This is a genomic window from Rhodosalinus sp. 5P4 (assembly GCF_041365695.1).
In the GTDB taxonomy this organism is placed as follows: domain Bacteria; phylum Pseudomonadota; class Alphaproteobacteria; order Rhodobacterales; family Rhodobacteraceae; genus Rhodosalinus.
Window position 1 is genome coordinate 32,936 of record NZ_JBGFSJ010000008.1, and the last position, 24,819, is coordinate 57,754.

Genomic DNA, 24,819 nt, shown 5'->3' on the forward strand with positions numbered 1-24,819 from the left:
CTCTCCCCCAGGATCGTTTCAGTTGTGCACAACAATTCGTCTCTGCCCGGGGCGCGGCCGCACAAACTTAAGACATTCAATGAATATCCTGAAAGCGGCATGCTGCATGTCGCTCTTTGACCTGACCTGTTGTGCACAACTGCCGCAGGATTGCACAGTTGCTTCGATCCAGGAGGTGCGCCAGTGATTCGCAAGGACATTCCCTTCAGCGCCGCCGAATACGAACGTCGGCTCAACCGGACGCGCATCGCGATGGAGGCCTCGGGTCTCGACGCACTCTTCGTCACCGACCCGTCCAACATGGCATGGCTCACGGGCTATGACGGCTGGTCCTTCTACGTGCACCAGGGCGTGATCGTGCTCAAGGACGCCGACCCCTTCTGGTGGGGCCGCCGGCAGGACGCGCAGGGCGCGCTGCGCACCGTCTGGATGGAGGACGCGCATGTCCTCGATTACGCCGACAACTACGTCCAGTCGATCGAACGTCACCCGATGCAGGACCTTGCCGCGAAGCTCGCCGAACTCGGGCAGGGCGAGGCCCGGATCGGCGTCGAGATGGAGAATTACTACTATACCGCAAAGGCGCACCACGCGCTGACCGAAGCCCTGCCCCGCGCCACGATCGAGGACGCCACCGCGCTCGTGAACTGGCAGCGCGCGGTGAAGTCGGAAGAGGAACTGGTCTTCATGCGCCGCGCCGCGCGCATCTCCGAGCGCATCATCGACGGCCTAGTGGAACGCGTGAGCGCCGGCGTGCCCAAGAACGAGATCGTGGCGGAGGCCTATGGCGACGCGATCCGCGGCGCGGACGGCCACTGGGGCGACTACCCGGCCATCGTGCCGCTGCTGCCGTCGGGCTCCGACGCCGCCGCGCCCCACCTGACCTGGAACGGGCGCCCGTTCGCCGGCGGCGAGGCCACCTTCTTCGAGGTCTCGGGCTGCTACCGGCGCTACCATGCGCCGCTCTGCCGGACGATCTTCCTGGGAACGCCGCCCGACGAGATCCGTCACGCCGAGGCCGCGCTGATCGAAGGGCTCGAGGACGGGCTCGACGCCGCGCGCGCGGGCAACCGCGCCTGCGACGTGGCCAACGCGCTCGCACTGCCGCTGGAGCGGGCGGGCATCGAGCGCGGCGCGCGCTGCGGCTACGCCATCGGTCTGAGCTACCCGCCGGACTGGGGCGAGCGGACGGTGTCGCTGCGCCCCGAAGACCAGACGGTGCTGATGCCGGGCATGACCTTCCACTTCATGCCGGGTCTCTGGATGCGCGACTGGGGGATGGAAATCACCGAATCCATCACGATCCGCGAGGACGGCCCGGCCGAGACCCTTTGCAACCGACCCAGAAAGATGTTCGTGAAAGAGCATGAACAAGCTATCCCGCGCCCGGCAGACATTGGCCGACCTGATCGCCTTCCCGACGGTTTCGTCGGACTCGAACCTGGAGATGATGGTCTACCTGGCGAACAGGCTGAGCCACCTCGGCGCCAGAACTGACCTCTTCCACGACGAGACCGGGCACAAGGCCAATCTCTTCGCCACGCTCGGGCCGGATCGCGAGGGCGGCGTGGTGCTTTCTGGCCATTCCGACGTAGTGCCGGCCGTGGCCGAGGACTGGAGCTCGGACCCGTTCGAGATGGTGGAGCGCGAGGGCCGGCTCTACGGTCGCGGCGCCTGCGACATGAAGGGGTTCATCGCCGCCACGCTCGCGGCGGCGGAGGGGCTGGACGCCGCCGCCCTGACCCGGCCGGTGCATTTCGCCTTCACCTACGACGAGGAGGTGGGCTGCATCGGCGCCCGGGCCCTCGTCGAGGAGCTGGCGCGGCGCGAGGTCCGCCCCGCGACAGCGATCATCGGCGAACCCACCTCCATGCGGATCGTGGAAGGGCACAAGGGCTGCTGCGAGTACACGACCCATTTCCGGGGCTGCGCCGGGCACGGATCGCAACCCGAACGGGGCGTCAACGCCGCGGAATACGCTGCGGCCTATGTCGGGCGGCTGCTGCAGCTGCGCCGCGACCTCGTGGCGCGCGCGCCCGAGGGCAGCCCCTTCGATCCGCCCTGGAGCACCGTGAACGTGGGCCGGATCGAGGGCGGCGTGGCGCACAACGTGATCGCGGCGCACGCCCATGTCGAATGGGAGACGCGCCCCGTCAGCGCGGCCGACCAGGCCTTCGTGAAACGGACCATGGCCGCCTATGTCGAGGAGGAGCTTCTTCCGGCGATGCGGTCGGTCTGGCCCGGCGCCGACATCTCCACCCAGACCATCGGCGAGGTGGAGGGGCTCGAGCCCATGACCGAGAACGCGGCGCGACGGCTCGTCGCCGAACTCACCGGCGCGAACGGCGCCGAGGTCGTGTCCTTCGGCACCGAGGCCGGCCTCTTCCAGAAGCTGGGTCTCGCCGCCGTGGTCTGCGGGCCGGGCAGCATCGAGCAGGCGCACAAGCCCGACGAATACGTGAGCCTCGACCAGCTTTCCGCCTGCCTCGACATGCTGGACCGGCTGGGCGGGCGCCTGGCGGCATGAACGAGGCGGTTTCCGACGCCGCCGCACGCCTCGCCCGCCTGCATGCCGAACTGCGCGAGCGCATCTGCCTTCTCGACTACCCGCCCGGCGCGAAGCTCTCGGAAGAGGCGCTGGCCGCAGAGCACGGCACCTCGCGCACGCCGCTCCGCCGGGCGCTGGCACGGCTGGAGGACGAGGGGCTGGTGCGCGCGGTCCACGGCGTGGGCACGCTGGTGACGGACGTCGACATCTCGGAGATGGGCCAGACCTACGCGCTGCGGCTGGAACTCGCGCAACTCGTCGGCATGCTCGACCCCGCGCCGGTGACGCAGGCCACGCTCGACGCTCTCGATACGCTCGTCGCCGACGGCGACCGTCTCGCCGCCGCGCCCGACCCGCGCGGCTTCGCGCGGCTCAACATGGCCTTCTTCGGCTTCGGCCTCGCCCTGACGCGGAACGAGCCGCTGCGCGAAGTTTCCGAGCGGCTTTACTACCGCACCGCGCGGATCTGGCTGCAGGCGATCCCGCGCATGGACCTCGCCGCCGAGATCGCGCATTTCCGCGCTGAGATGTCCGGGACGGCGGAGGCGCTCCGCGCCGGCGACCTTCAGGCCGCGGCGCTGCTGCGCCGGGCGCATCTGTCGATGAGCTTCGCGCGACTCAGCCGCTTCTGAGTGAACCGCGCCCGGCGGGGGTTGCGCGCCTGTCCCTGCCCCTATCATACGAGGGGCGCGCCGTCGGGCGCAGCGGCTTAGACAACAGAAGGACTGGGCGTGCCCGGCCTCCATCTCACCCATCTCGCCCTGTCGCATTTCCGCTCGCACCGCCGCGCGGTGGTCGAGGCGGACGCGCGGCCCGTCGCGATCTTCGGGCCGAACGGCGCGGGCAAGACCAACCTTCTCGAGGCGGTCTCGCTCTTCTCGCCGGGGCGCGGGCTCAGGCGGGCCGCCGCGGCGGACATGGCGCGCAAGCCCGAGGCGCTGGGCTGGAAGGTCGAGGGCCGGCTCGAGAGCTTCGGCATGGGCCACGGGATCGAGATGCGCTGCGAGGCCGGCGGTCCCCGCGAGCTGCGCATCGAAGGCAAGCCCGCGCCGCAGGTCGCGCTGGGTCGGCTCGCGCGGGTGCTCTGGCTGGTGCCCTCGATGGACCGGCTGTGGATCGAGGGGGCGGAGGGCCGGCGGCGCTTTCTCGACCGGGTGGCGCTCAGCTTCTTTCCCGAACATGCCGACGCCGCGCTGGGCTACGAGAAGGCGATGCGCGAGCGCAACCGCCTGTTGAAGGAGCAGGTGCGCGACGCGAGGTGGTATGCCGCGCTGGAGGCGCAGATGGCGAGGTCGGGCGCCGCGATCGCCGCCGGGCGGCGCGCCGCGATCGACCGGGTGATGGCGGCGCAGGCGGACGCCCGGACCGCCTTTCCGGCGGCCGAGCTGTCGGTGGCCTACGGCGAGGAAGACATGCCGGAGGACGAGACCGCGCTCGCCGAGGCGCTCGCCCGCGGCCGCGGGCGGGACCTTCAGGCCGGGCGCACGCTTGCCGGCCCGCACCGCGCGGATCTCGCCGCGGTCTACGCCCCGAAATCCATGCCGGCGCAGGACTGCTCCACCGGCGAGCAGAAGGCGCTGCTCATCTCGCTCATCCTCGCCAATGCCCGTGCGCTCGCGGACGAGCTGGGCGCGCCGCCGATCCTTCTGCTGGACGAGGTCGCCGCGCATCTGGACGCGGACCGGCGCGCCGCGCTTTACGACGAGCTCTGCGCCCTTGGCGCGCAGGCGTGGATGACCGGGACCGGCCCCGAACTCTTCACCGCGCTGGGGGAGCGGGCGCAACGGATCGAGGTGACGGACGCGGCCGGAGAAAGCCGCTTGCGCGCGCACTGAAGCGACGTAGGCTCGCCCGGTCACCGGAGTCCGCAAGATGACCGTCACCGCCGCCGAGCTCACCCTATACACCGCCGCCGTCTTCGTGCTCTTCATGACGCCGGGGCCGGTCTGGATGGCGCTGACCGCGCGCACGCTCGCGGGCGGCGTGCAGGCCGCGTGGCCGCTCGCGGCGGGCGTGGTGATCGGCGACGCGCTCTGGTCGCTCCTCGCGCTGCTCGGCCTCGCCTGGGTCGTGTCCACCTACGGCGCCGCGATGACGGTGCTGCGCTGGGTCGCCGCAGCCGTCTTCGTCTGGCTGGGCGTCACGGTGCTGCGCAACGCGGACCGCACGATCGGCGCCGACAGCCGCCTGGTCCGGCCCGGGATGTGGGCGGGCTTCCTCGCCGGGCTGGCGGCCATTCTCGGCAACCCCAAGGCGATCCTGTTCTACATGGGCATGCTCCCGGGCTTCTTCGACCTGGCGGCGGTGCGCGCGCCCGACATCGCGGCGATCGTCTTCATCTCCATGGCGGTGCCGTTCGTCTGCAACCTCGGCTTCGCGCTCCTCGTCGACCGGGTGAAGCAACGGCTCACCTCCCCCGGCGCGCTGCGGCGCACGAACCTGGTGGCAGGCGGGCTTCTGGTGGCGGTCGGCGTCGCGATTCCCTTCGCCTGAGCGCATCCGCCGAAAACCGTGTCATGCGCGTGACATTCCGGCCCGGAGGGCCTATAACCCGCGGGCAAAACAAGAGGTTCGCAGGCATGGCCGCAAACGCTGGGGCGCCGCAGGAATACGGCGCGGAATCCATCAAGGTTCTCAAGGGTCTGGATGCCGTGCGGAAGCGGCCCGGCATGTATATCGGTGACACCGATGACGGCTCGGGGCTGCACCACATGGTCTACGAGGTCGTCGACAACGGCATCGACGAGGCCCTCGCGGGCCATGCCGACCATGTGCACGTCAAGATCCACGCCGACAGCTCCGTTTCGGTCGCCGACAACGGGCGCGGGATCCCCGTCGACATCCATGCCGGCGAAGGGGTCAGCGCGGCCGAGGTCATCATGACCCAGCTTCACGCGGGCGGGAAGTTCGACCAGAACTCCTACAAGGTCTCGGGCGGCCTGCACGGCGTCGGCGTTTCGGTCGTGAACGCGCTTTCCGACTGGCTGGAGTTGAGGATCTGGCGCGGCGGAAAGGCGTATCACGCCCGCTTCGAGAGGGGCGACACGGTGGTGCATCTGCACGAGGTGGGCGACGCCGGGGACCGCACCGGCACCGAGGTGCGCTTTCTCGCCTCGCTCGAGACCTTCTCGAATCTCGACTACTCCTTCGAGACGCTGGAAAAGCGCCTGCGCGAACTGGCCTTCCTGAATTCGGGCGTGCGCATCATCCTCGAGGACGAACGCCCCGCGGAGGCGCTGCGCAGCGAATTGTTCTACGAGGGCGGGGTGCGCGAGTTCGTGCGCTACCTCGACCGCTCCAAGCATCCGCTGATCGAGGAGCCGATCTACATGACCGGCGAGCGAGACGGCATCGGCGTCGAGATCGCGATGTGGTGGAACGACAGCTACCACGAGACGGTGCTGCCCTTCACCAACAACATCCCCCAGCGCGACGGCGGCAGCCACATGGCCGGCTTTCGCGGCGCGCTGACGCGGACGCTGCAGAAATACGCCGCCGACAGCGGCATCGCCAAGCGCGAGAAGGTGAGCTTCACCGGCGACGACGCGCGCGAGGGGCTGACCTGCGTGCTTTCGGTCAAGGTGCCGGACCCGAAATTCTCGTCCCAGACCAAGGACAAGCTGGTCAGTTCCGAGGTGCGCCCGGCGGTCGAGGGCATGATGAACGAGCGGCTCAACGAGTGGTTCGAGGAGCACCCGAACGAGGCGCGGACCATCGTCGGCAAGATCGTCGAGGCCGCGCTCGCCCGCGAGGCGGCGCGCAAGGCCCGCGAACTCACCCGGCGCAAGACGGCGATGGACGTGAACTACCTCGCCGGCAAGCTCAAGGACTGCTCCGAGAAGGATCCTTCCAAGACCGAGCTGTTCCTCGTCGAAGGCGACAGCGCCGGCGGATCGGCGCAGTCCGGCCGCGACCGGCGCACGCAGGCCGTGCTGCCGCTGCGCGGCAAGATCCTCAACGTGGAGCGCGCGCGCTTCGACCGGATGCTCTCCAGCCAGGAGATCGGCAACCTCGTCATGGCGCTGGGCACCGGGATCGGGCGCGACGAGTTCGACCTGTCGAAGCTGCGGTACCACAAGATCGTCATCATGACGGACGCAGACGTGGACGGCGCCCACATCCGCACGCTGCTGCTGACCTTCTTCTACCGGCAGATGCCCGAGCTGGTCGAACACGGGCACCTCTATATCGCGCAGCCGCCGCTCTACAAGGTCGCGCGCGGCAAGTCCGAGGTCTACCTGAAGGACGAGAGCGCGCTCAACGACTACCTGATCGACCAGGGCACCGATGGCGCCATGCTCCGGCTCGCCGACGGGGAAGAGATCGCCGGCCCCGACCTTGTCCGGGTGGTCGAGGAGGCCCGACAGGTCCGCCGGATCCTGGACGCCTTCCCGACCCATTACCCCAGGCACATCCTCGAGCAGGCCGCCATCGCCGGCGCCTTCCTCGAGGGGCAGGCCGACATCGATCTGCACGGCGTGGCCGAGCGCGTGGCGGAGCGGCTCGACCTCATCGCCCCGGAATACGAGCGCGGCTGGCAGGGGCGGCCCACGCAGGACCGCGGCATCCGGCTGTCGCGGATCGTGCGCGGCGTCGAGGAGGCGCGCACGCTCGACGGGCAGGCGCTGCGCTCGGGCGAGGCGCGCAAGCTCGGCCGCATGACGCAGCCGTTGCAGGAGGTCTATCGCGGTCCCGCCCGGCTGATGCGCAAGGAGCGCGGCACCGACATCTACGGCCCGCTAGACTTGCTGAAGGCGATCCTCGAGGAGGGCGAGAAGGGCCTGACGCTTCAGCGCTACAAGGGCCTCGGTGAGATGAACCCGAACCAGCTCTGGGAAACGACGCTGGATCCGGAGGCGCGCACGCTGCTGCAGGTCCAGGTGGACGATGTGGCCGAGACGGACGACCTCTTCACCAAGCTGATGGGCGACGTGGTCGAGCCGCGCCGGGAATTCATCCAGAAAAACGCGCTGAGCGTCGAGAACCTGGATTTCTAAGCGAGGGGGCGTCCGGGCTGCGCGTCGGGTGCCGCCGGGCGGGCCCCGATGGGGATCGTTCCGGGGGCGTTCACGCTGGCGGTCTCGGGCTTTCGCTGCACCCGGCGGCAGGTCCGTGGCCCCGCCGTTTCTGCCGACGAGGCCGGCCCGAGGCGCGCTTCAGAACCTGTAGGTCAGGCCCAGAAGCGGCCCCGAGAAGGAGACATCGACCGCCGGGCCGCCATCGTCGTAATCGACGAACAGGTGGCGGTAGCCTGCGGACAGGTAAAGCGAGTCGTTCGCTTTCCAGTTCACGGTGGCGACGACCTGTCCCGTCCATTCGGACCCTGCCCCGAAGCCGCCCAGATCGCCATAGGCGATAAGCGACCAGCGCTCGGACAGCGGGATGTTGGTGCGCAATGCGAGGATCGGATCGGTGAAGTCGATGTCCACGCCCGCCGAGAGGCCCGGGACGACCGGGGTCGTCGCCTCCGCCTCGATCGACCAGTGGCGGATGCCGGCCAGCACATCGAGGGTCAGCTCGGGCCCGCTATAGGCCCGGTAGCCGGCCGCGAGCGTGATGGAGCTCTGCTCGACCTCGCCGCGCGCGGGCAGGCCCAGCACCGGCACCCGGCCGGAGCGCGAACTGACAGAGCGGGAGTAGTCGCCCAGGAACACGAACCGGCCGCTGCGCATGTATCCCGTGAGGAAGAACGCGGCGTCGAGATCCTCGAGCACCTCCGACAGGCCCTGATCGAACGAGAGCGTCGGCCCGCCGGGCACGGGCCTCACGTCACCGCCCACCCCGGTGCCCCAGGCATAGGGCGTGATCTGCACGTTCCAGTCCTGCGCCGCAGCCGGGGCTGCCCCGATGGCGAGAAGGGCGAGGGCCGCCTTGACCCGACCCAGCATCACAGCCGGTCCTTCACGATCGCGCCGCCCTTCATGATGAGCGGCAGGCTCGTCTCCGGCGTGTCGAGCCAGTCGAGCCCCGCCTCGGGGTCGCCGTCCACGACCAGAAGATCGGCCGGCGCGCCCTCCGCGATCACCCCCAGACGCCCGTCATAGGGCGCGCGCGCGCCCGAGAGCGCGAGCAGCTCGCCCGCCGCGCCGGTTGCGAGGTGAAGCGCCTCGAGCGGGGGCATGAAGCGCGTGAGCTTGCCGAGCTGGCGACCATGGCTGGCGGTTCCGGCCGGGTTCATCAGGATGTCGGTGCCGAAGGCCATCTGCACGCCCTCTGCGCGGCCCTCCTCGAAGGCGCGGACCGTCCCCTCGGCAACCTCGATCTGCTTGGCCTGCTGGCGCGGATCGGATTTCGGATTCGCGTCCTCGTCGGCCAGGAAGGGCTGGATCGACCACCACGCGCCCTCTTCGCGCATCATGCGGATCGTCGCAGTATCGGCCAGCTGCCCGTGCTCGATCGATTTCACGCCCGCGCGCAGCGCCCGCTGGATGCCCTCGGAGGTGTAGACATGGGCGCAGACATAGGTGCCCCAGTCGGCGGCGGCGCGCACGGCGGCCTCCATCTCCTCCTCGAGGAACTGGAGCGATTCCAGCGGATCGTAGAGCGAGGAGACGCCGCCGCCCGCCATGATCTTGATCTGGCTCGCGCCCTTCATCAGCTGCTCGCGGGCGCGGCGCAGCACCTCTGCGCGCCCGTCGGCGATGGCCGCGACCCCCATGTGCTCGGCATAGGACAGGTCGCCGTCGGCGCGGGGCAACTCGTTCAGGAACCGGAAATCACCGTGGCCCGAGGTCTGCGAGATCATCGCCCCGGAGGGAAAGATGCGGGGGCCGGGCAGTGCCCCACGGTCGATGGCGAGCTTCAGCCCGAAGGCCGGTCCGCCGGTGTCGCGTACCGTGGTGAAGCCGCGCATCAGCGTCGCCCCCGCCTCGCGCCCCGCCATGAGGTGCACGAAGCCGATATCGGCGGCCATCGCCTGCGTCTGGGTGACGGCGACAAGGGTGGAGTGCCAGTGCGCGTCGATCAGGCCGGGGATCACGGCGCGCCCGCCGCAATCGACGCGCTGGGCGTCCTCGGGCCCCTCGCCCGCCGGCGGAAGCGCCGAGATGCGGCCGCCTTCGATCAGGATGTCGCGCCCCTCCTGCATGGAGAAGGTGGTGCCGTCGAAATAGCGAAGATTGGTCAGCAGGAGCGGCCGCCCCGGTGTCTGGGCGCGCGCCTCGGACGGCTGAAGCCCGAACCCCGCGAACATGCCCAGCACCGCCGCAGCGCCGCCGATCAGTTCACGCCGCTTGAGATCGGCCTCGATCCGGGCGAATGCGGCCTGGGTGGTGGGCGCGCCGCAAAGGCAACAATCGATCGCGGCCCCGCCCGTCGCGGGATCTGCCTGAACGCAGGAAAGACACACGAAACCTGATCTCCCGTCATCGTTTCCGCGTATCAGGGCGCGACACGCAATACTTGCAGAAACTCTACACGACTTGCCGCGCAAAACGAAGGAAAACGGAAACTCGGGGCGCGGGAAAAGCATGCGAAAGCGGGAGGCGCCACGCCCGGGCGGATTTCAAGGGGAGCAGGTCACGCCTTACGCCAGCGGGTAGGCTGCCAGCGCCTCGTGCTCCGCCCCGCCGGGTCGCAGATGCGAACGGAAAAGCAGCACCTCCTCGGCGGTGAACGGCGCGAACGCCACATCGGCGCGCGCTTCGAGGAAATCCCGCAGCCGGTCCAGATCGAAGGCCGGCAGGCGCCCGGGAAAGCGGGCGAGGGTGACGTGGGGCCGGAAGCGCCGGCGCTCGGGCGCGATACCGGCCGCGCGCAGCCGCGCGAGAAGTTTCGCCCGCAGCGCGGCGAGCGGCCGGGCGTCCCGGACGCCCGCGAAAAGCACCTGCGGCCGCCGCGCGCCGAACGTGCCGAGCCCGCGAAGCACCACCTCGACCGGCGGGTGGCGCAGCCCCTCGAGCGCGGTGTGCGCGGCCTCGGCCGTCTCCTCGTCGAGATCGCCCAGAAAGACCATGGTCAGGTGCATCGTCTCGGGGTCGACCGGGCGTCCGGCCGGCATCTCGGCCTGAAGCGCCTCCAGCGCGTCGCGCGCGGGCTCCGGCAGGTCGAGGGCCAGGAAGAGCCGCATGCCGCCTCAGCCCTTGTCCGACTTAAGCGCGAGCACCAGGTCCATCACGTTCGTGCCGGTGGGCCCGGGCGCGAAGGTCAGACCGCGCGCCGCGAGCCAGCGCCCGCTGTCGGCCGCGGCCAGGGCCGCGTCGGCGCCCGCCTCCCAGCTTCGGCCATCGACGAAGCCTCCGGCGGCGTCGGTGGGCCCGTCCGTGCCGTCCGTCCCGGCCACGAGCACGGCAAGGTCGGGGCGGCCCGCGATCTCTCGGGCCAGCATGAGGGCGAGCGCCTGGTTCCGCCCGCCTTCACCCGGCGCATCGGGCAGCACGACCGTCGGCTCCCCGCCCCAGATGTGCAGACCGGCCGGCCCGGCCCGAAGCGTCGCGCCGATCCGCGCCGCGCAATCGGCGACATCGGCGTAAAGGCTTTCCTCGTCGGTCACGACGGCCAGGCCCTCGGCGCGCGCCGCCCGAGCGCTGGCGGCCCGGGCGTGGGCGTTCGACGCCACGATCCGCGTCAGCGACGCGAAGCGCGCGCCGTCGGGAACCCGCCCGATCCCTGACCCGATCACCCCGATCCCGTCGCCCTCGACGTCCGAGATAGCAAGCACCGTGACCCGCGCACCGGCAAAGCCTTCCAGAAGCCGCCCGCCCTTGATGCGGGAAAGCTCCCGGCGGCGAGCGTTCATGGTGGCGATATCCGCCCCGGAGGCGAGAAGGCGCCGGGTTTCGGCCACCACGTCGCCCAGGGAGAGCCCGTCCTCGGGTGCCTCTGCAAGCGCGGAGGCGCCGCCGGAGACCAGCAGAAGCAGATGATCATCCGGGCCGCAGTCGTTCACGGCCGCAACCAGCGCCGCGCCGCCCTTCAGGCTCGTGGCGTCGGGGACGGGATGGCCCGCCTCGATGACGTCGAGGCCGGGAACGGGCTGGCCATGGCCGTGCTTCGTCACCGCAAGGGCCGGAACCGCGCCGTACTGGACGAGCGCGGCGCGCGCCATCTCGACGGCGGCCTTGCCCACGGCGAGGATCCGGTCGGGCCGCGGCACGTCCTCGGAGCCGAGCGCGCGCGCGACGGCGGCATGCCCGCCCACGGCGGCGACACCGGCCCGCCAGATGCGTTCCAGGCTTGCCCGTGCCTCCATCAGTCCCCGCCTTCCGCGCGGCCCGGGCCCGGGGCGGCGTCCGCGACTTCCGTGCCGGCGCCCGGTGCGGTCGCGCCGTGCCGGCCCAGATGCTGCTCTCCCCGCGCCCGGGCGAGCGCGATCTGGCGCTGTCGCTCGCGGAAACGCGCCTTGTCCTCCGCGCTCGTCTCCCCGATGCAATGGTGGCAGCTGACGCCTTCCTCGAAACCGGGATGCTCGCGATCCTCCGGAAGGATTGGCCGCCGGCAGGCATGACAGAGCTCGTGCGGTCCCTCGACGAGGCCGTGGCCCACGGAAACCCGCTCGTCGAAGACGAAGCAGGCCCCGCGCCAGAGGCTTTCCGCCTCGTGCACCTCCTCGAGGTATTTCAGCACGCCGCCCTTGAGGTGATAGACCTCCTCCACCCCCTGCGACAGCAGCCAGTTGGTGGATTTCTCGCAGCGGATGCCGCCGGTGCAGAACATGGCGATGCGCTTGTTGTGAAAGCGGTGCCGGTTCCTTTCCCACCATTCCGGGAATTCGCGGAAACTGGCCGTGCCGGGATCCACCGCGCCCTCGAAGGTGCCGATCTCCACCTCGTAGTCGTTGCGCGTGTCGATCACCGCGACGTCGGGCCGGCGGATCAGGTCGTTCCAGTCCCGCGCCTCCACGTAGCGTCCGGAGCGCGCGCGCGGATCCACGTCGGGCTGGCCCATGGTCACGATCTCGCGCTTCACCCGGACCTTGAGCTTGCCGAAGGGCGCCGCCGAGGCGGCGCTTTCCTTCCACTCAAGCCCGGCGCAGCCGGGCAGCGCGCGGATACGGGCGAGCACCGCGTCGATCCCCGCGCGGCTGCCCGCGATCGTGCCGTTGATCCCTTCACGCGCCAGCAGAAGCGTGCCGGTGACGCCGTGCGCGGCGCAGACCCGCTCGAGGGGTGCGCGGATCGCTCCGGGATCGTCGAAAGGCGTGAAACGGTATAGCGCGGCCACGGTGAACATGGCGCGCATCTAGGGGCGCCACCGGTGCAAGCGCAAGAGGCGCGGACGTTGACGGGACCGGCCCCGCGGCCTACGCATTCATGGCGGAAGTGGCCGAAGGAGCACCGATGCGCCCTGCAACCGAAGCCTTGGTGGTCATCGACCTGCAGAACGATTTCTGCCCGGGCGGCGCGCTCGCCGTGGAGGGCGGTGACGAGATCGTTCCCGGCGTGAACGCGCTGATGGACGAGTTCCGCGCGGTGATCCTCACCCAGGACTGGCACCCGCCGCGCCATTCCTCCTTCGCCAGCGAGCACGAGGGCAAGGCGCCCTTCGAGACGACCCGGATGCCCTATGGCGAGCAGGTCCTCTGGCCCGACCACTGCATCCAGAACAGCGCGGGCGCGGCGTTCCACCCCGATCTCCGCACCGGCGATGCCGACATGATCCTGCGCAAGGGGTTCCGCCGCGAGATCGACAGCTACTCCGCCTTTTTCGAGAACGACCACGAGACGCCCACCGGGCTCGAGGGCTACCTGCGCACGCGCGGGATCGAACGGATCGTCCTCGCCGGCCTCGCCACGGACTTCTGCGTGACGTGGTCGGCGCTCGACGCGGCACGGCTCGGCGTCGCGGTGGAGGTGCGCCAGGACCTTTGCCGGGCCATCGACCTCGACGGGTCGCTGTCCGACGCGATCGCGAGGATGCGCGCCGCGGGCGTCACGCTCGCATGAAAAAGCCGCTCCGCGCGCGCATCGGTGGGGCCCGTGTCGCCGCGCCGTCGGCCGTGGCGGAACGGGCGCGGGCGGGCCTCTTCGCCTATGTCGACGGGATGGCCGCGCAGGGCGCCGCGCCCGAGACCGCCCTGGCCGAGATCGCGGAGGGAAAGGCGGCGACGGGGATCGCCCGCGTCGCACTGTCGGCCACGGCGGCCCCCGCGGGGCTCGCCTGCACCCGGGGCTGCGCCTTCTGCTGCATCCTGGGCGGCGAGGATGGCGCCACGATCACCGAAGCCGAGGCGCGCGCGCTCCACGCGGCGCTTCGCCCGCTGGCGGGTCAGCCGGACGGGCGCGCCTGGCATCCCCGGGCCTGCCCGGCGCTCGATCCCGAAACGCGCGCCTGCCGGGCCTATGACGCACGGCCGGTGATCTGCCGCAGCTACGTCTCCACCGACGCCGCCGCCTGCGAGCGGGTGGCCGGCGGTATTCCGGCGCAGGGGCCGGGCACGCTCGGCCCCTATCACACCTATCTCGCCGCGCTCGGGCTGAGCCGCGCGGCGCTCCGGGGCGTGCGCCGCGTTTCCACCCATGCGCTGTCGCGCCTGGCCGCCGCGGCGGTGGAGGGCGCGAGCCTCGAGGACGCGCTCGCCGCGTCGCGCCACAAGCCCGGCGCGCTCGACGCGGAACTGTCGCGGTCCCGGCGCGACCGGAGCCGTGCGGGGTTGCCCTGAGGGGGCGTGCTTGCTCTAACCGGTGACGCCTCGTAGGGAAGGAGCGCGGCCTCATGGTCGACATCGCCACGCGCGTCTACAATCACAAGTGGAAGATCGATCCGATCGTGCGATCATTGATCGACACGGATTTCTACAAGCTGCTGATGTGCCAGTCGATCTTCCGCAACAAGCCGGAGACGACCGTCACCTTCAGCCTGATCAACCGCTCCACCGAGGTGCCGCTGGCCAGGCTCGTGGACGAGGGCGAGCTGCGCGAACAGCTCGACCACATCCGCTCCCTCGGTCTGTCGCGCGGGGAATCCACCTGGCTGCGCGGCAACATGTTCTACGGCAAGCGTCAGATGTTCCGCCCGGATTTCATGGAGTGGTTCGAGAACCTGCGCCTGCCGCCCTACCACCTGGAGCGCGTGGGCGACCAGTACGAGCTGACCTTCGAGGGCAAGTGGCCCGAGGTCATGCTGTGGGAGATCCCCGCCCTCGCCGTGCTGATGGAACTGCGCGGCCGCGCCGTGCTGGGCGACATGGGCCGCTTCGAGCTTCAGGTGCTCTACGCCCGCGCCATGACCAAGCTCTGGGAGAAGATCGAGCGCCTGCGCCCGCACGAGGGCCTGCGCATCGCCGATTTCGGCACGCGGCGGCGGCATTCCTTCCTCTGGCAGGACTGGTGCGTGCAGGCGATGCTCGAGGGGCTGGGCAAGCGCTTCGTCGGCACCTCCAACTGCCTCATCGCCATGCGCCGCGAGGTGGAGGCGATCGGCACCAACGCGCATGAGCTGCCCATGGTCTACGCCGCGCTCGCCGACACCGACGAGGAGTTGGCCCGCGCGCCCTACAAGGTGCTCTCGGACTGGCACGAGGAGCATGACGGCAACCTGCGCATCATCCTGCCCGACACCTACGGCTCGCAATCCTTCTTCGACAACGCGCCCGCCTGGCTTGCCGGCTGGACGGGGGTGCGGGTGGACTCGGGCGACCCGGCGGAGGGGGCGGAGATCGCCATCCGCTGGTGGGAGAGGATGGGCGAGGATCCCCGCGAAAAGCTGGTGATCTTCTCCGACGGGCTCGATACCGACGTGATCCTCGACCTCTATCAGCGCTTCTCGGGCCGGGTGCGGGTGAGCTTCGGCTGGGGGACCTTCCTGACCAACGACTTCCGCGGGCTGGTGGAGGGCGACCGCCTCGCCCCCTTCTCCCTCGTCTGCAAGGCCGCCGCCGCCGAGGGCCGCCCGACCGTCAAGCTCTCGGACAACCCCGAAAAGGCCATGGGCCCGGCCGAGGAAATCGCCCGCTACAAGCGGGTGTTCGGGGTGGGGGAGCAGGTTAGGCGGGAGGTGGTGGTTTAGGCCGCTTCTCTGTCTCACGATCCTCTTGAAGTCTCTGGCATATGGCCTCCGCTATCTCTTCAATCTGCGCTTCAACATCGCCAGCTGGATCGAAAGACAGCGTGCCATAGTTCTGCTCGTCCGAAAAATAACCCGGTTTTAAGTTTCTGTATCGAATACCAATTACAGCCCCCTGCCCGAACCTCTCTCTAAAATTGTCACTTTCAAATTTAGTCCAAATTCTCGTCGGATAATCCGGAGACAGGAAAGGCACCACATAATTGGCTTCCGTTCGGTATATTTTTCCCAAATAGTCCTCGATATTCTCAGCTATGATCCTATGCTGCTCGTTCTTATCGTAAAACACGGCGACCTCTCTTTGAGTCAGCCGCTCAAATAGAAGTTCAGCGACGTCTCTATCAGGACCCGCGAAGGAAAGCGCTATATCGTAGCGACCGCGGAAATAGTCTGCAGTATACCCCACCTTCCGGGAGAAGTTTCTCCAAACCAAGTTTCTAAGAAAGAATACTATCTTTGGATCTTCGACGCTCAAAATCTTAGTCTCAGGCTGGTAATGAAAATGCGATCCGAGAATCTCTGCTTTCTCTTCAAGCAAAGCCTCAAGATACCCTTTCTTGATCACCTGATTGACACTCGCCTCCAATTCAGGCTTTGCGCGAACAGCATCTGCGAGGTCAAGCGACCACTCTTCCGATTCGGAGAGCCACTTAAGCATGTGCAAGTATGGAGCACGTCCTTCCCGTCGAATCTTGGAACCTCGAGCAAATTCTATAGCCGCCTCCATAAACTGACCGGAAAGCGTGTCCATAACTCTCTCTGTCACTACGTCACCGGACAAATTCACAGCCAAGTGGGCGGGTTGTGTTTCAATCACGCCTGCTTCTACGCACAAATTGTGGCATAAAACTTGTGCAATGTGGAAGCTTCCCTGACTTCTTGCAGCTATGACCTCCTTGTCCGTGATTGAGATATTCAAAGCTTCCTCTCCGAGCTCAATCATTCGTTGAATTTTTTCGGGAGGATTGGCCTCAAGACGAAAAACATCGAGACGCATTCCGAGATCATGCGCAAATCTCACAAGCTGATCGCCAGCCTTATTTATCCCGATCAAAATCAGCTTTGATTCTTCATCGCCAGAATCTGCCAGCACCTTCATATAATCTGACAGCTTCTCTTTCACTACCGTAGGCAAACGGTGAAAGTCATCTACAACTACTGTGCCGATCGATTCCGTGTCGGGAAGTATCTGAATATACTCGACATCCGCCTCCCGCCGCGCGGACAACTGCGTCACAGCTCCGCTAATGCCGAGCTCTTCCAGAATCCTGGTCACTACGGTTGTCTTTCCGATGCCGGATGGCCCCTCAATGATAACAGGCCGCCCAGGGGTTCGAATTGCAATCGTTATTGCCCCGTAACGGATGGGTGGAACGAAGTTATACTTGGGCGTCCCAGATAAGCGAAAAACTTCTTCGACGAGCGGCATAGTTTCCTCGAGAATTATGTGCTGCTGAAAGTAATCAAAAAAGATGTACTTGATCAAGATCGCAGTAACGATGGACGGAGGGAACTCCACCCCCACACCCCGCGTCCCCCTCCGGTGCGACTGGACGACCTCTACCGTCCCTTCGAGCGTGTCGTGGCCTTCGTTCTCATGGCCCCGCACCGTTGAGGTCATCGCGCTTGCCGGGCGGCGCTTCGCCCCTCGCCGCGGTCAGTCCCCCTCCCCCGGCGTGCCCCTCAGCGCCTTTACCTCCCCGCGCTTCTTCTTCGCCTCCAGCCGGCGGCGCTTGGAGGCGAGGGTGGGGCGGGTGGGCTTGCGTTTCTTCGGCGCCACCGTGGCCTTGCGCACCAGCTCGGCCAGGCGTTCGCGGGCGATCTCGCGGTTGCGGGACTGGTGGCGGGTGTCCTCGGCGCGGATCACCACCGCACCCTCCTTCGTCCAGCGCGAGCCCGCCAGCCGCCGCAGCCGCCGCTTCACGGGCTCGGGGAGGTTGGGCGAGCGCGCGGCCTCGAAGCGGAGCTCCACCGCCGAGCTTACCTTGTTCACGTTCTGCCCGCCGGGCCCGCCCGAGCGGGTGAACTGCTCGGTCAGTTCCCACTCTTCCAGTTCGATCTGATCGGTGATCCGCAACATGGGCCCAGTATGGGGCGCAATCGCGCCACGAAAAAGGGCCGCCCGTGCGGGCGGCCCTTTCGAGAAATTCGGAGGTGGCGCCGGTTCAGGCTGGCGCCAATCCGGTGGCCTCGCCCCTCAGGGCTGCCTCAGAGGCGCGCCTCCCGGACTGTTCCGACACCCCGCTCCAATGTTTCTCTCGACACTGGACCACCTCCTTTCAATTCTGTTGCGACCTGAGGTGAGCGTGGCACAGTTTGTGCGCCACGCAAAGCAAAATCATACCGGTTGTGCCGTGAGGCGCTTCACCAGCAGCCGGAAGGGCACCAGCGCCAGGAGTGCGAGCGACAGTTTCACCATCCAGTCCGCCACCGCGAGCGACACCCAGAGCGGCGCCACGGGCCCCTGGCCCAGGAGCGGCAGCGCCTCGTTCGCCCAGCCCACATCGGCCGAGGGCTGGAGGAAGGAGAGCCCCGCCGCGAAGGCCACCGAGAAGAAGATCGCCGTGTCGAGCGTGGAACCCGCGAGCGTGGAGACGAGCGGTGCGCGCCACCAGCGCCCGCCGCGCAGCCGGTCGAACACCGCCACGTCGAGCATCTGCGCGGCGAGGAAGGCCAGGCCCGAGCCCAGCGCGATGCGGAAGGTCGTGGCGTCGAAGGCCGAGGCCACGAGGGAGCAGAGCACGCCCACGACGAAGCCCGCGAAGACGACGCGCCGGGCGGCGGCGACGCCGTAGACGCGGTTCATCACGTCGGTGACGAGGAAGGCGAGCGGGTAGGTGAAGGCCCCCCAGGTCAGCCACTGGCCGAAAAGGACCTGCACGAGGATGTTGGAGGCCACCACGATGGCGGCCATGGCGGCGATGCCGGGCAGATGCGCGCGAGTCATGGGTTATCCCGTTTTGGCAAGGTTGCGGGGACTTGGCCCGCCCTCATGGCGGACGGGCGGCGCATACAGCCCCGCGGGCCGGGATGCAAGGCTCAGCGCGCGGCCAGCACCGCGGCGCACTGCGCCGGCAGGTCGCCCATGGTAAGCTCGCGCCGGGGCCTGGGCGGCGGCGTGTCCGTGTCGGGCGGCGGAGGGTTCAGGATGTTCCGCACCCACTCGTCCGCCTCGGCGCAGCCGTCGCCGGGCGGCGGCGGATCCTGCGCGACGCAGGTGGCCTCGCCCCTCGGGCATTCGAGGCGGACGTGGAAGTGGTAGTGGTGCCCCCACCACGGGCGCACCTTGCGCAGCCACGCCCGGTCGCCCGTCTCGTCGGCGCACATGCGCGCCTTGGCGCCGGGGAAGACGAAGATGCGCGCCACCCGCGGGTCCGAGGCGGCGGCCTTGATGATCTCGTGATGCGCCCGGCTCCAGCTACCGTTGGTGTAGGCGCCGTTGGCGCGCCGGAGCGAGATCGAGGAGAGGCGCTCGCGCTCGGCGCGGGAGAGGGTCAGCCGGTCCGCCGGCCGCATCCAGATGTCCACGTCGAGGCCCGACTGGTGGCTCCGGTGGCCCGTGAGCATCGGCCCGCCGCGGGGCTGGCTCATGTCGCCCACGTAGAGGCCCTGCCAGCCCGGCTGGCGCGCCGCCGCGCGCGAGAGAGCCTGCACGAAATCCACGGTGACAGGATGCGCCCAGTTCCGGTTCCGCGAAAGGCGCATGGCCTGCCAGGTCGGGCCGGTCTCGGGCAGTTCCACGCCGCCGGCAAGGCAGCCCTTCGCGTAGCCGCCGATCACCTGCGGGGATTGCGGCGATGCACCGCGTTCGGCGCCGAAAAGATGCTTCGCCTCGCGGGTCGAGAGCACGCCGTCATAGACGGGAAGATCCGCGCCGCTGGTCGGGATGTCGCGCCCGTCGCCGCAGGCGGCGAGGCCGAGGATCAGGCAGAGGCTGGCTGCGAGGCGTGCCATGGCGTGCTGTCTCCCTCAGGTCTCACCCAGCGTAGCAGCAACAGCCCCAACAGGAAAAGCGCGATGAGCGGCGTAACCCCCAATTGCTGGCTGCCCGTGGCCCAGGTGGCGACCCCGATGGAGAGCGGCGCGAGGAAGGAGGTCGCCTTTCCCGCGAGCGCGTAGAGCCCGAAAGCCTCGGCCATCTTCGCGGGGTCGGCCTGGCGCACCATCATCGTGCGGCTCGCCGCCTGCAGAACGCCCCCCGCCGCGCCGATCACCGCGCCGCAGAGGTAGAACGCGATGTCGGGCAGGGCGGAGCCCTCGGGCAGCGCGATGCCGAAAAGCGAGCCCGGCGCGATGAAGAGGATGGAGACCGCGACGAGGGTCAGCGCGAGAATGCAGGCGGCGATCACCGGCTTCGGCCCGAACCGCGTGTCCGCCATCCCCCCGATCCAGCAGAAGACCGCGCCGGTGACGATGGCGAGGATGCCGAAGATGCCCACGTCCACCACCGTCCAGCCGAGCACGCCCGCGGCGTAGATGCCGCCAAAGGTGTACATGCCGTTCAGCGCGTCGCGGTAGAACATGGAACTGGCGAGATAGGCGAAGAGCGAGCGGTTGCGCGGCAGGCCGCGGAGGGTGGACACCACCTCTCCCAGCGCGCGCCGCACCGCGCCGGGCGGCGTGCCCACCGGCTTCGGATCGCGGACCCACAGGAAGAAAGGCACCATGAAGGCCATGTACCAGAGCGCGGTGAGCGGCCCCACGAAGCGGGTGCCCTCGCGCATCGCGGGATCGAGCCCGAAGGCCGGGGCGAGGCCGAGAAGCGTGCGCCCCGTCTCGCCGCTTTCCGCGAAGAACCCCAGCATGATCACGAGCGCCGTCAGCCCCCCCAGATACCCGAACGCCCAGCCATTGCCCGAGATGCGGCCGATCGTCTCGCGCGGGCCGAGGTCGGGCAGCATGGAGTTGGTGAAGATCGTCGCGAACTCCATCCCGATCATGCCGACCGCGAAGAAGAAGAGGATGAGGTAGATGCTGAAATCGCCCGGCACCGCGAACCAGAGCGCCGCGGAGCCCACGACATACATGGCCGAGAAGCCCCAGATCCAGCGCAGGCGGTCGCCCGCGGTGTCGGCCATCGCGCCCAGCACCGGGGCGAGCAGCGCGATCACGATGCCCGCGAGCCCGATCCCGAAACCCCAGGCCGTCTGCGCCGCGCTGCCGTCGCCCATCAGTTCCTTGACGTATGGCGCGAAGATGAAGGTGATGAGAAGCGTGTTGTAGGGCTGGCTCGCCCAGTCGAAGAAGAACCAGCCCCAGATGCGCTTGCGCGCCGATATCTGCCCCATGGCCGCCCCGTTCCCGCCTGCGGGCTCACAAGACTATGCGTGTGCCCGTCTGGCAAGCGCTTCCGGCGTCTCGTCCTGCATGGGCGGCCAGGGGCGCAGGGCCTCGGCCGCGCTCCAGGCCGCGACCCAGTCGGGCATCGGCGGCGAGGTCGCCGTCTGCCGCATCGCCGAGAGCACCTTTTCGGGCGGCACGATGCCGTCCGCCGAGGTCACCGCGGAGCGATAGAGCGCATGGCTCGTGCACTCGCCGTCGCGCCGCCACATCGACTGCTCGAGGTAGATGAAACGCGCATCCCAGCAGACGACGCGGGACCGCATCTCGAGGCGTTCGAACGCGCGCACGCGCCGGCGGTAGCGCACCGACGACCCCGCGATCGTCAGGCCCCAGCCCTGCTCCCGCATCGCCATCACGAGGCCCGTGCGCATGGCGAGCGGGATGCGGCCGAGATCGTAGAGCGTAAGCGTGCGCCCGTTGTTGAGCTCGGCCCACATGTCGAGATCCCAGGGCCAGCAGCGATGATGCGAGACATGCGTCCCGGTCAGCGGCAGAGGCGCGGCGCCGCGATGCGTCCGGTATTCGAGGGCGAGGCGGAAGAAAGGATACATTCGGGCCTCCGTTCAAGGGCCGGGATGCCGCGCTGCGGCGACGGCGTCAACCCTCGACGGCGCGGTACTCTTGCCCCCCGGGCGCCGGGCCGCTAGGTCTTGCGCTGACGCGGCCCAAGGACGGATTCCATGCAATCGCTCTTCCAGATCCTGATGCTTCTGCTCGACGTGCTGTGGTTCCTCGTCCTGGCGCATGTCATCATGAGCTGGCTCATCAATTTCCAGGTGCTCAACCTGCGCCAGCAGCTCGTCGCGCAGATCTGGGACGGCCTCAACCGCATCATGGAGCCGATCTACCAGCCGATCCGGCGGATCCTCCCCCCCATGGGCGGGATCGACTTCGCCCCCCTCGTGACGCTGATCGGCGTCTATGCGCTCCGCATCATCCTGGTGAACAACGCCGCCGTATTCTACTAGCGCGCGACGGGTCGTGATCCCGCCTTGCCCGCCCGCGAGGCACGGGGTTACGATCACCTGCAAGAGCAGCCGCAAAAAACCACGACAGGCCCAATGACGGACCCCACAGCGCTCCTGCGCGAGGTATTCGGATTCGACGCGTTCCGCCCCGGCCAGGCGGAAATCGTGGAAGCGGTCGCGTCGGGACGCGACGTGCTGGCCATCATGCCCACCGGCGGCGGCAAGTCGCTTTGCTTCCAGCTTCCCGCGCTCATGCGGGACGGGCTGACGGTGGTCATCTCGCCCCTCATCGCACTGATGCGCGACCAGGTGCGCGGGCTTCGCGCCGCAGGCGTCAGCGCGGGGGCGCTCACCTCCGGCAACACCGAGGAAGAGACCCGCGCCGTCCACGAGGCGCTGGAGGAGGGGCGGCTTCGGCTGCTCTACCTCGCGCCCGAACGTCTCGCATCGTCCGGAACACTGCGGATGCTGCGCCGGGCGAACGCCATCGCCATCGCCGTGGACGAAGCCCACTGCGTCAGCCAGTGGGGTCACGACTTCCGGCCCGACTACCTGCGGATCGGCACGCTTCGGCGCGATCTCGGCGTCCCGCTTGCCGCCTTCACGGCCACCGCGGACGAGGAAACGCAAGCCGAGATCGTCTCCCGGCTCTTCGACGAGGACGTGCCGGACATCTTCCTGCGCGGCTTCGACCGGCCCAACATCCACCTCGCCTTCCGCCCGAAGAACCAGCCGCGCCGGCAGATCCTCGACTTCGCCGATGCCCGGCGCGGACTTTCGGGGATCGTCTATTGCGGCACGCGGGCGAAGACCGAAAGCCTCGCCGCCGCGCTCGGCGAGGCGGGTCATGCCGCGGCGGCCTATCACGGCGGGATGGAGGCGGAGGCCCGCCGCGCGGTGGAGGCGCGCTTCGCGAACGAGGACGGGCTGATCGTGGTGGCCACGGTCGCCTTCGGCATGGGGGTGGACAAGCCCGACATCCGCTGGGTGGCCCACGCCGACCTGCCGAAATCCATCGAAGCCTACTACCAGGAAATCGGCCGCGCCGGGCGCGACGGCGCGCCGGCCGAGACGCTCACCCTCTACGGCCCCGACGACATCCGCCTGCGCCGCGCACAGATCGACGAGGGGCTCGCCCCGCCCGAGCGGCGCGCCGCCGATCACGGGCGGCTCAACGCGCTGCTGGGACTCGCCGAGGCGCTCGGCTGCCGGCGGCAGAGGCTGCTGGCCTATTTCGGCGAAGAGGCCGCCCCCTGCGGCCATTGCGATCTCTGCGACACGCCACCCGAGCGCTTCGACGGCACGGAGGCCGCACGCAAGGCGCTCTCGGCCGCGCTGCGCACCGACGAACGCTTCGGCGCGGGCCACCTGATCGACATCCTCCTCGGCGCCGAAAACGACAGGATCCGGCAGCGCGGGCACGACCGGCTGCCCACATACGGCGTCGGGCGCGAATTCTCGAAACCCGAATGGCAGGCGATCTTCCGGCAACTCATGGGGCGCGACCTGCTGCGCCCCGATCCCGAGCGCCACGGCGCACTGGTGATGACGGAGGCCGCAAGGCCCGTGCTGCGCGGGGAGGAAGCCGTCGAATTGCGCCGCGACACGTTGCGCGAAACGCGCCCCAGGCCGGCGCCGCGCGCACTCGTGGCCGAGGAGGACGCAGGGCTTCTGGCCGCGCTCAAGGCCCGGCGGCGCGCGCTTGCCGAGGCCGCGGGTGTGCCCGCCTACATCGTCTTTCCCGACCGCACGCTGATCGAGATGGCCGAACGCCGCCCCTCGACGCTGGACGAGATGGCGGGCGTGCCGGGCGTGGGCGCGAAGAAGCTCGAAAGCTACGGCGCGGCCTTCCTCGAGGTGATCGCGGGCGAGGTGCAGGCGATGCATCCGACCCGCCGCAAGCTCGCGGGGCGGGCCGCCGGCACGCTCTACGACCGGCTGGCCGAGACGCAGAACCGTCTCGCCCGCGGGGCCGACGGCGTGGAGAAGCCGCTTTCCTGCACCAACAGCACGCTGCGCCACATCGCCGAGCGGCGTCCGGAAACGCTCGAGGCGCTCGCCCGGATCCCCGGCATGGGCGAGCAGAAGGTGGAACGCTTCGGACCGGCCTTTCTGGACGTTCTGCGCGCGGCGGACTAGATCGGCGGGGCGCAGCGGAAGAGGACATCCCATGCTCACCGTGATATCGCCCGCAAAGAAGATGGACATGACCCCGGTGGAGGTCGCCGGGACCACGGAACCCGCCTTCGCCGAGGACGCGGCGCAGCTCGCCGACGTGGCGCGCGGCCTCGACGTGACCGGGCTGAAAAAGCTCATGGGCATCAGCGACGATCTCGCCCGGCTCAACCGGGACCGTTTCGCGGAATTCGGGGAACAGCCCCGCAAGCCCGCCGCGCTCGCCTTCGCGGGCGACACCTATCGCGGGCTCGAGGCGGGCACGCTCGACGCGGATGCGTTGCGCTGGGCCCAGGGGCATCTGCGCATCCTGTCCGGGCTTTACGGGCTGCTGCGCCCGCTCGACCTGATCGAACCCTACCGGCTGGAGATGGGCAGCCGCCTTGGGACCGAGCGGGGCCGCACGCTCTACGACTGGTGGGGCGCGCGCCTCGGGCACGCTCTGAAGGACACTGCGCGCGACGTGGGCGCCGCCGCGCTGGTGAACTGCGCGAGCCAGGAATATTTCGGCGCGGTGGATACGGACGCGCTCGGCCTGCCCGTCATCACGCCGGTCTTCCTGGAGGACCGCGAGGGGGGCCCGAAGGTCGTGAGCTTCTACGCGAAGCAGGCGCGCGGTGCGATGGCCCGCTTCATCGTGGAGAACCGGCTGACCGATCCCGAGGCGCTGGCGGAGTTCGACAGCGGCGGCTACGCCTTCGCGCCGGAGCTGTCGAAGCCGGGGCAGCCCGCCTTCCTGCGCGGCGCCGAGGCGCAGGCCCGAAAGCGGTCCGCCTGACCCGC

General features: G+C 69.0%; 23 protein-coding genes. 12 read left to right on the forward strand and 11 right to left on the reverse strand.

Going from position 1 to position 24,819, the window contains the following annotated elements:
* The first annotated feature begins 183 nt into the window (after window positions 1-183).
* From AB6A69_RS14590 to gyrB, 6 genes are all read left to right on the forward strand, one after another.
* Window positions 184-1,497, forward strand: coding sequence for a M24 family metallopeptidase (locus tag AB6A69_RS14590; protein WP_371061311.1), 1,314 nt, complete (start codon window positions 184-186; stop codon window positions 1,495-1,497).
* Window positions 1,397-2,527, forward strand: coding sequence for an acetylornithine deacetylase (gene argE / locus AB6A69_RS14595; protein WP_371061397.1), 1,131 nt, complete (start codon window positions 1,397-1,399; stop codon window positions 2,525-2,527). The genes AB6A69_RS14590 and argE overlap by 101 nt, the downstream gene beginning before the upstream one ends.
* Window positions 2,524-3,180, forward strand: a complete 657-nt coding sequence (locus tag AB6A69_RS14600) for a GntR family transcriptional regulator (RefSeq protein WP_371055304.1) — start codon at window positions 2,524-2,526, stop codon at window positions 3,178-3,180. Before argE ends, AB6A69_RS14600 begins: the two co-directional genes overlap by 4 nt.
* A gap of 99 nt (window positions 3,181-3,279) precedes the next feature.
* Window positions 3,280-4,383: a DNA replication/repair protein RecF gene (gene recF, locus AB6A69_RS14605; protein ID WP_371061312.1), complete on the forward strand. Its 1,104-nt coding sequence runs from the start codon at window positions 3,280-3,282 to the stop codon at window positions 4,381-4,383.
* 37 nt (window positions 4,384-4,420) lie between these two features.
* Window positions 4,421-5,041: a LysE family translocator gene (locus AB6A69_RS14610; RefSeq protein WP_371038078.1), complete on the forward strand. Its 621-nt coding sequence runs from the start codon at window positions 4,421-4,423 to the stop codon at window positions 5,039-5,041.
* 86 nt (window positions 5,042-5,127) lie between these two features.
* Window positions 5,128-7,545, forward strand: coding sequence for a DNA topoisomerase (ATP-hydrolyzing) subunit B (gene gyrB / locus AB6A69_RS14615; protein ID WP_371061313.1), 2,418 nt, complete (start codon window positions 5,128-5,130; stop codon window positions 7,543-7,545).
* Between the two features lie 159 nt (window positions 7,546-7,704).
* On the opposite strand, the gene AB6A69_RS14620 is transcribed toward gyrB, so the two are convergent.
* The 5 genes from AB6A69_RS14620 to AB6A69_RS14640 all read right to left on the reverse strand — a co-directional run bounded on the left by AB6A69_RS14620 (window position 7,705) and on the right by AB6A69_RS14640 (window position 12,718).
* Window positions 7,705-8,436 carry a hypothetical protein gene (locus tag AB6A69_RS14620; RefSeq protein WP_371061314.1) on the reverse strand — a complete coding sequence of 244 codons (732 nt, stop codon included), beginning with the start codon at window positions 8,434-8,436 and terminating at the stop codon, window positions 7,705-7,707.
* Window positions 8,436-9,896 carry an amidohydrolase family protein gene (locus AB6A69_RS14625; protein WP_371061315.1) on the reverse strand — a complete coding sequence of 487 codons (1,461 nt, stop codon included), beginning with the start codon at window positions 9,894-9,896 and terminating at the stop codon, window positions 8,436-8,438. The genes AB6A69_RS14620 and AB6A69_RS14625 overlap by 1 nt, the downstream gene beginning before the upstream one ends.
* Before the next feature lie 177 nt (window positions 9,897-10,073).
* Window positions 10,074-10,616 carry an RNA 2',3'-cyclic phosphodiesterase gene (gene thpR / locus AB6A69_RS14630; protein WP_371061316.1) on the reverse strand — a complete coding sequence of 181 codons (543 nt, stop codon included), beginning with the start codon at window positions 10,614-10,616 and terminating at the stop codon, window positions 10,074-10,076.
* A 6-nt stretch (window positions 10,617-10,622) separates the two neighbouring features.
* A complete protein-coding gene (locus AB6A69_RS14635; RefSeq protein ID WP_371061317.1) occupies window positions 10,623-11,738 on the reverse strand; it encodes a DUF4147 domain-containing protein in 1,116 nt (371 codons plus the stop codon).
* On the reverse strand, window positions 11,738-12,718 hold the full coding sequence (locus AB6A69_RS14640) for a rhodanese-related sulfurtransferase (RefSeq protein ID WP_371061398.1): 981 nt from the start codon (window positions 12,716-12,718) through the stop codon (window positions 11,738-11,740). The genes AB6A69_RS14635 and AB6A69_RS14640 overlap by 1 nt, the downstream gene beginning before the upstream one ends.
* A gap of 107 nt (window positions 12,719-12,825) precedes the next feature.
* On the opposite strand from AB6A69_RS14640, the gene pncA reads away from it, so the two are divergent.
* Genes pncA through pncB form a run of 3 tightly spaced genes read left to right on the forward strand, consistent with a single transcriptional unit; the run spans window position 12,826 to window position 15,493 of the window.
* Window positions 12,826-13,431: a bifunctional nicotinamidase/pyrazinamidase gene (pncA, locus tag AB6A69_RS14645; protein WP_371061318.1), complete on the forward strand. Its 606-nt coding sequence runs from the start codon at window positions 12,826-12,828 to the stop codon at window positions 13,429-13,431.
* The gene (locus tag AB6A69_RS14650) at window positions 13,428-14,147 is read left to right on the forward strand and encodes a YkgJ family cysteine cluster protein (protein ID WP_371061319.1); all 720 of its coding nucleotides are present in this window, start codon (window positions 13,428-13,430) and stop codon (window positions 14,145-14,147) included. The genes pncA and AB6A69_RS14650 overlap by 4 nt, the downstream gene beginning before the upstream one ends.
* A 53-nt stretch (window positions 14,148-14,200) precedes the next feature.
* Window positions 14,201-15,493, forward strand: a complete 1,293-nt coding sequence (pncB, locus tag AB6A69_RS14655) for a nicotinate phosphoribosyltransferase (protein WP_371061320.1) — start codon at window positions 14,201-14,203, stop codon at window positions 15,491-15,493.
* Here the strand turns inward: pncB and AB6A69_RS14660 are convergent.
* The 6 genes from AB6A69_RS14660 to AB6A69_RS14685 form a co-directional block, all read right to left on the reverse strand.
* Complete coding sequence (locus tag AB6A69_RS14660; RefSeq protein ID WP_371061321.1) at window positions 15,471-17,171, reverse strand: TIR domain-containing protein; 1,701 nt, start codon at window positions 17,169-17,171, stop codon at window positions 15,471-15,473. The two genes, pncB and AB6A69_RS14660, sit on opposite strands and share 23 nt — an antisense overlap.
* A 36-nt stretch (window positions 17,172-17,207) precedes the next feature.
* Window positions 17,208-17,630, reverse strand: a complete 423-nt coding sequence (arfB, locus tag AB6A69_RS14665) for an alternative ribosome rescue aminoacyl-tRNA hydrolase ArfB (RefSeq protein ID WP_371061322.1) — start codon at window positions 17,628-17,630, stop codon at window positions 17,208-17,210.
* A gap of 258 nt (window positions 17,631-17,888) precedes the next feature.
* Window positions 17,889-18,497 carry a VUT family protein gene (locus AB6A69_RS14670; RefSeq protein WP_371061323.1) on the reverse strand — a complete coding sequence of 203 codons (609 nt, stop codon included), beginning with the start codon at window positions 18,495-18,497 and terminating at the stop codon, window positions 17,889-17,891.
* Between the two features lie 92 nt (window positions 18,498-18,589).
* Entirely contained in the window at window positions 18,590-19,504 is a 915-nt protein-coding gene (gene mepA / locus AB6A69_RS14675) for a penicillin-insensitive murein endopeptidase (protein ID WP_371061324.1), read from the reverse strand.
* Window positions 19,474-20,838, reverse strand: a complete 1,365-nt coding sequence (locus tag AB6A69_RS14680) for an MFS transporter (protein WP_371061325.1) — start codon at window positions 20,836-20,838, stop codon at window positions 19,474-19,476. The genes mepA and AB6A69_RS14680 overlap by 31 nt, the downstream gene beginning before the upstream one ends.
* A 33-nt stretch (window positions 20,839-20,871) precedes the next feature.
* Window positions 20,872-21,444, reverse strand: a complete 573-nt coding sequence (locus AB6A69_RS14685) for an acyl-CoA thioesterase (RefSeq protein WP_371055318.1) — start codon at window positions 21,442-21,444, stop codon at window positions 20,872-20,874.
* A 129-nt stretch (window positions 21,445-21,573) separates the two neighbouring features.
* Between AB6A69_RS14685 and AB6A69_RS14690 the strand changes: the two genes are divergently transcribed.
* The 3 genes from AB6A69_RS14690 (at window position 21,574) to yaaA (ending at window position 24,814) form a co-directional block, all read left to right on the forward strand.
* Window positions 21,574-21,861, forward strand: coding sequence for a YggT family protein (locus AB6A69_RS14690; protein ID WP_371038062.1), 288 nt, complete (start codon window positions 21,574-21,576; stop codon window positions 21,859-21,861).
* A 93-nt stretch (window positions 21,862-21,954) separates the two neighbouring features.
* Complete coding sequence (recQ, locus tag AB6A69_RS14695) at window positions 21,955-24,000, forward strand: DNA helicase RecQ (protein WP_371061326.1); 2,046 nt, start codon at window positions 21,955-21,957, stop codon at window positions 23,998-24,000.
* A 31-nt stretch (window positions 24,001-24,031) separates the two neighbouring features.
* Window positions 24,032-24,814, forward strand: coding sequence for a peroxide stress protein YaaA (gene yaaA / locus AB6A69_RS14700; protein WP_371061327.1), 783 nt, complete (start codon window positions 24,032-24,034; stop codon window positions 24,812-24,814).
* The last annotated feature ends 5 nt before the right edge of the window (window positions 24,815-24,819 follow it).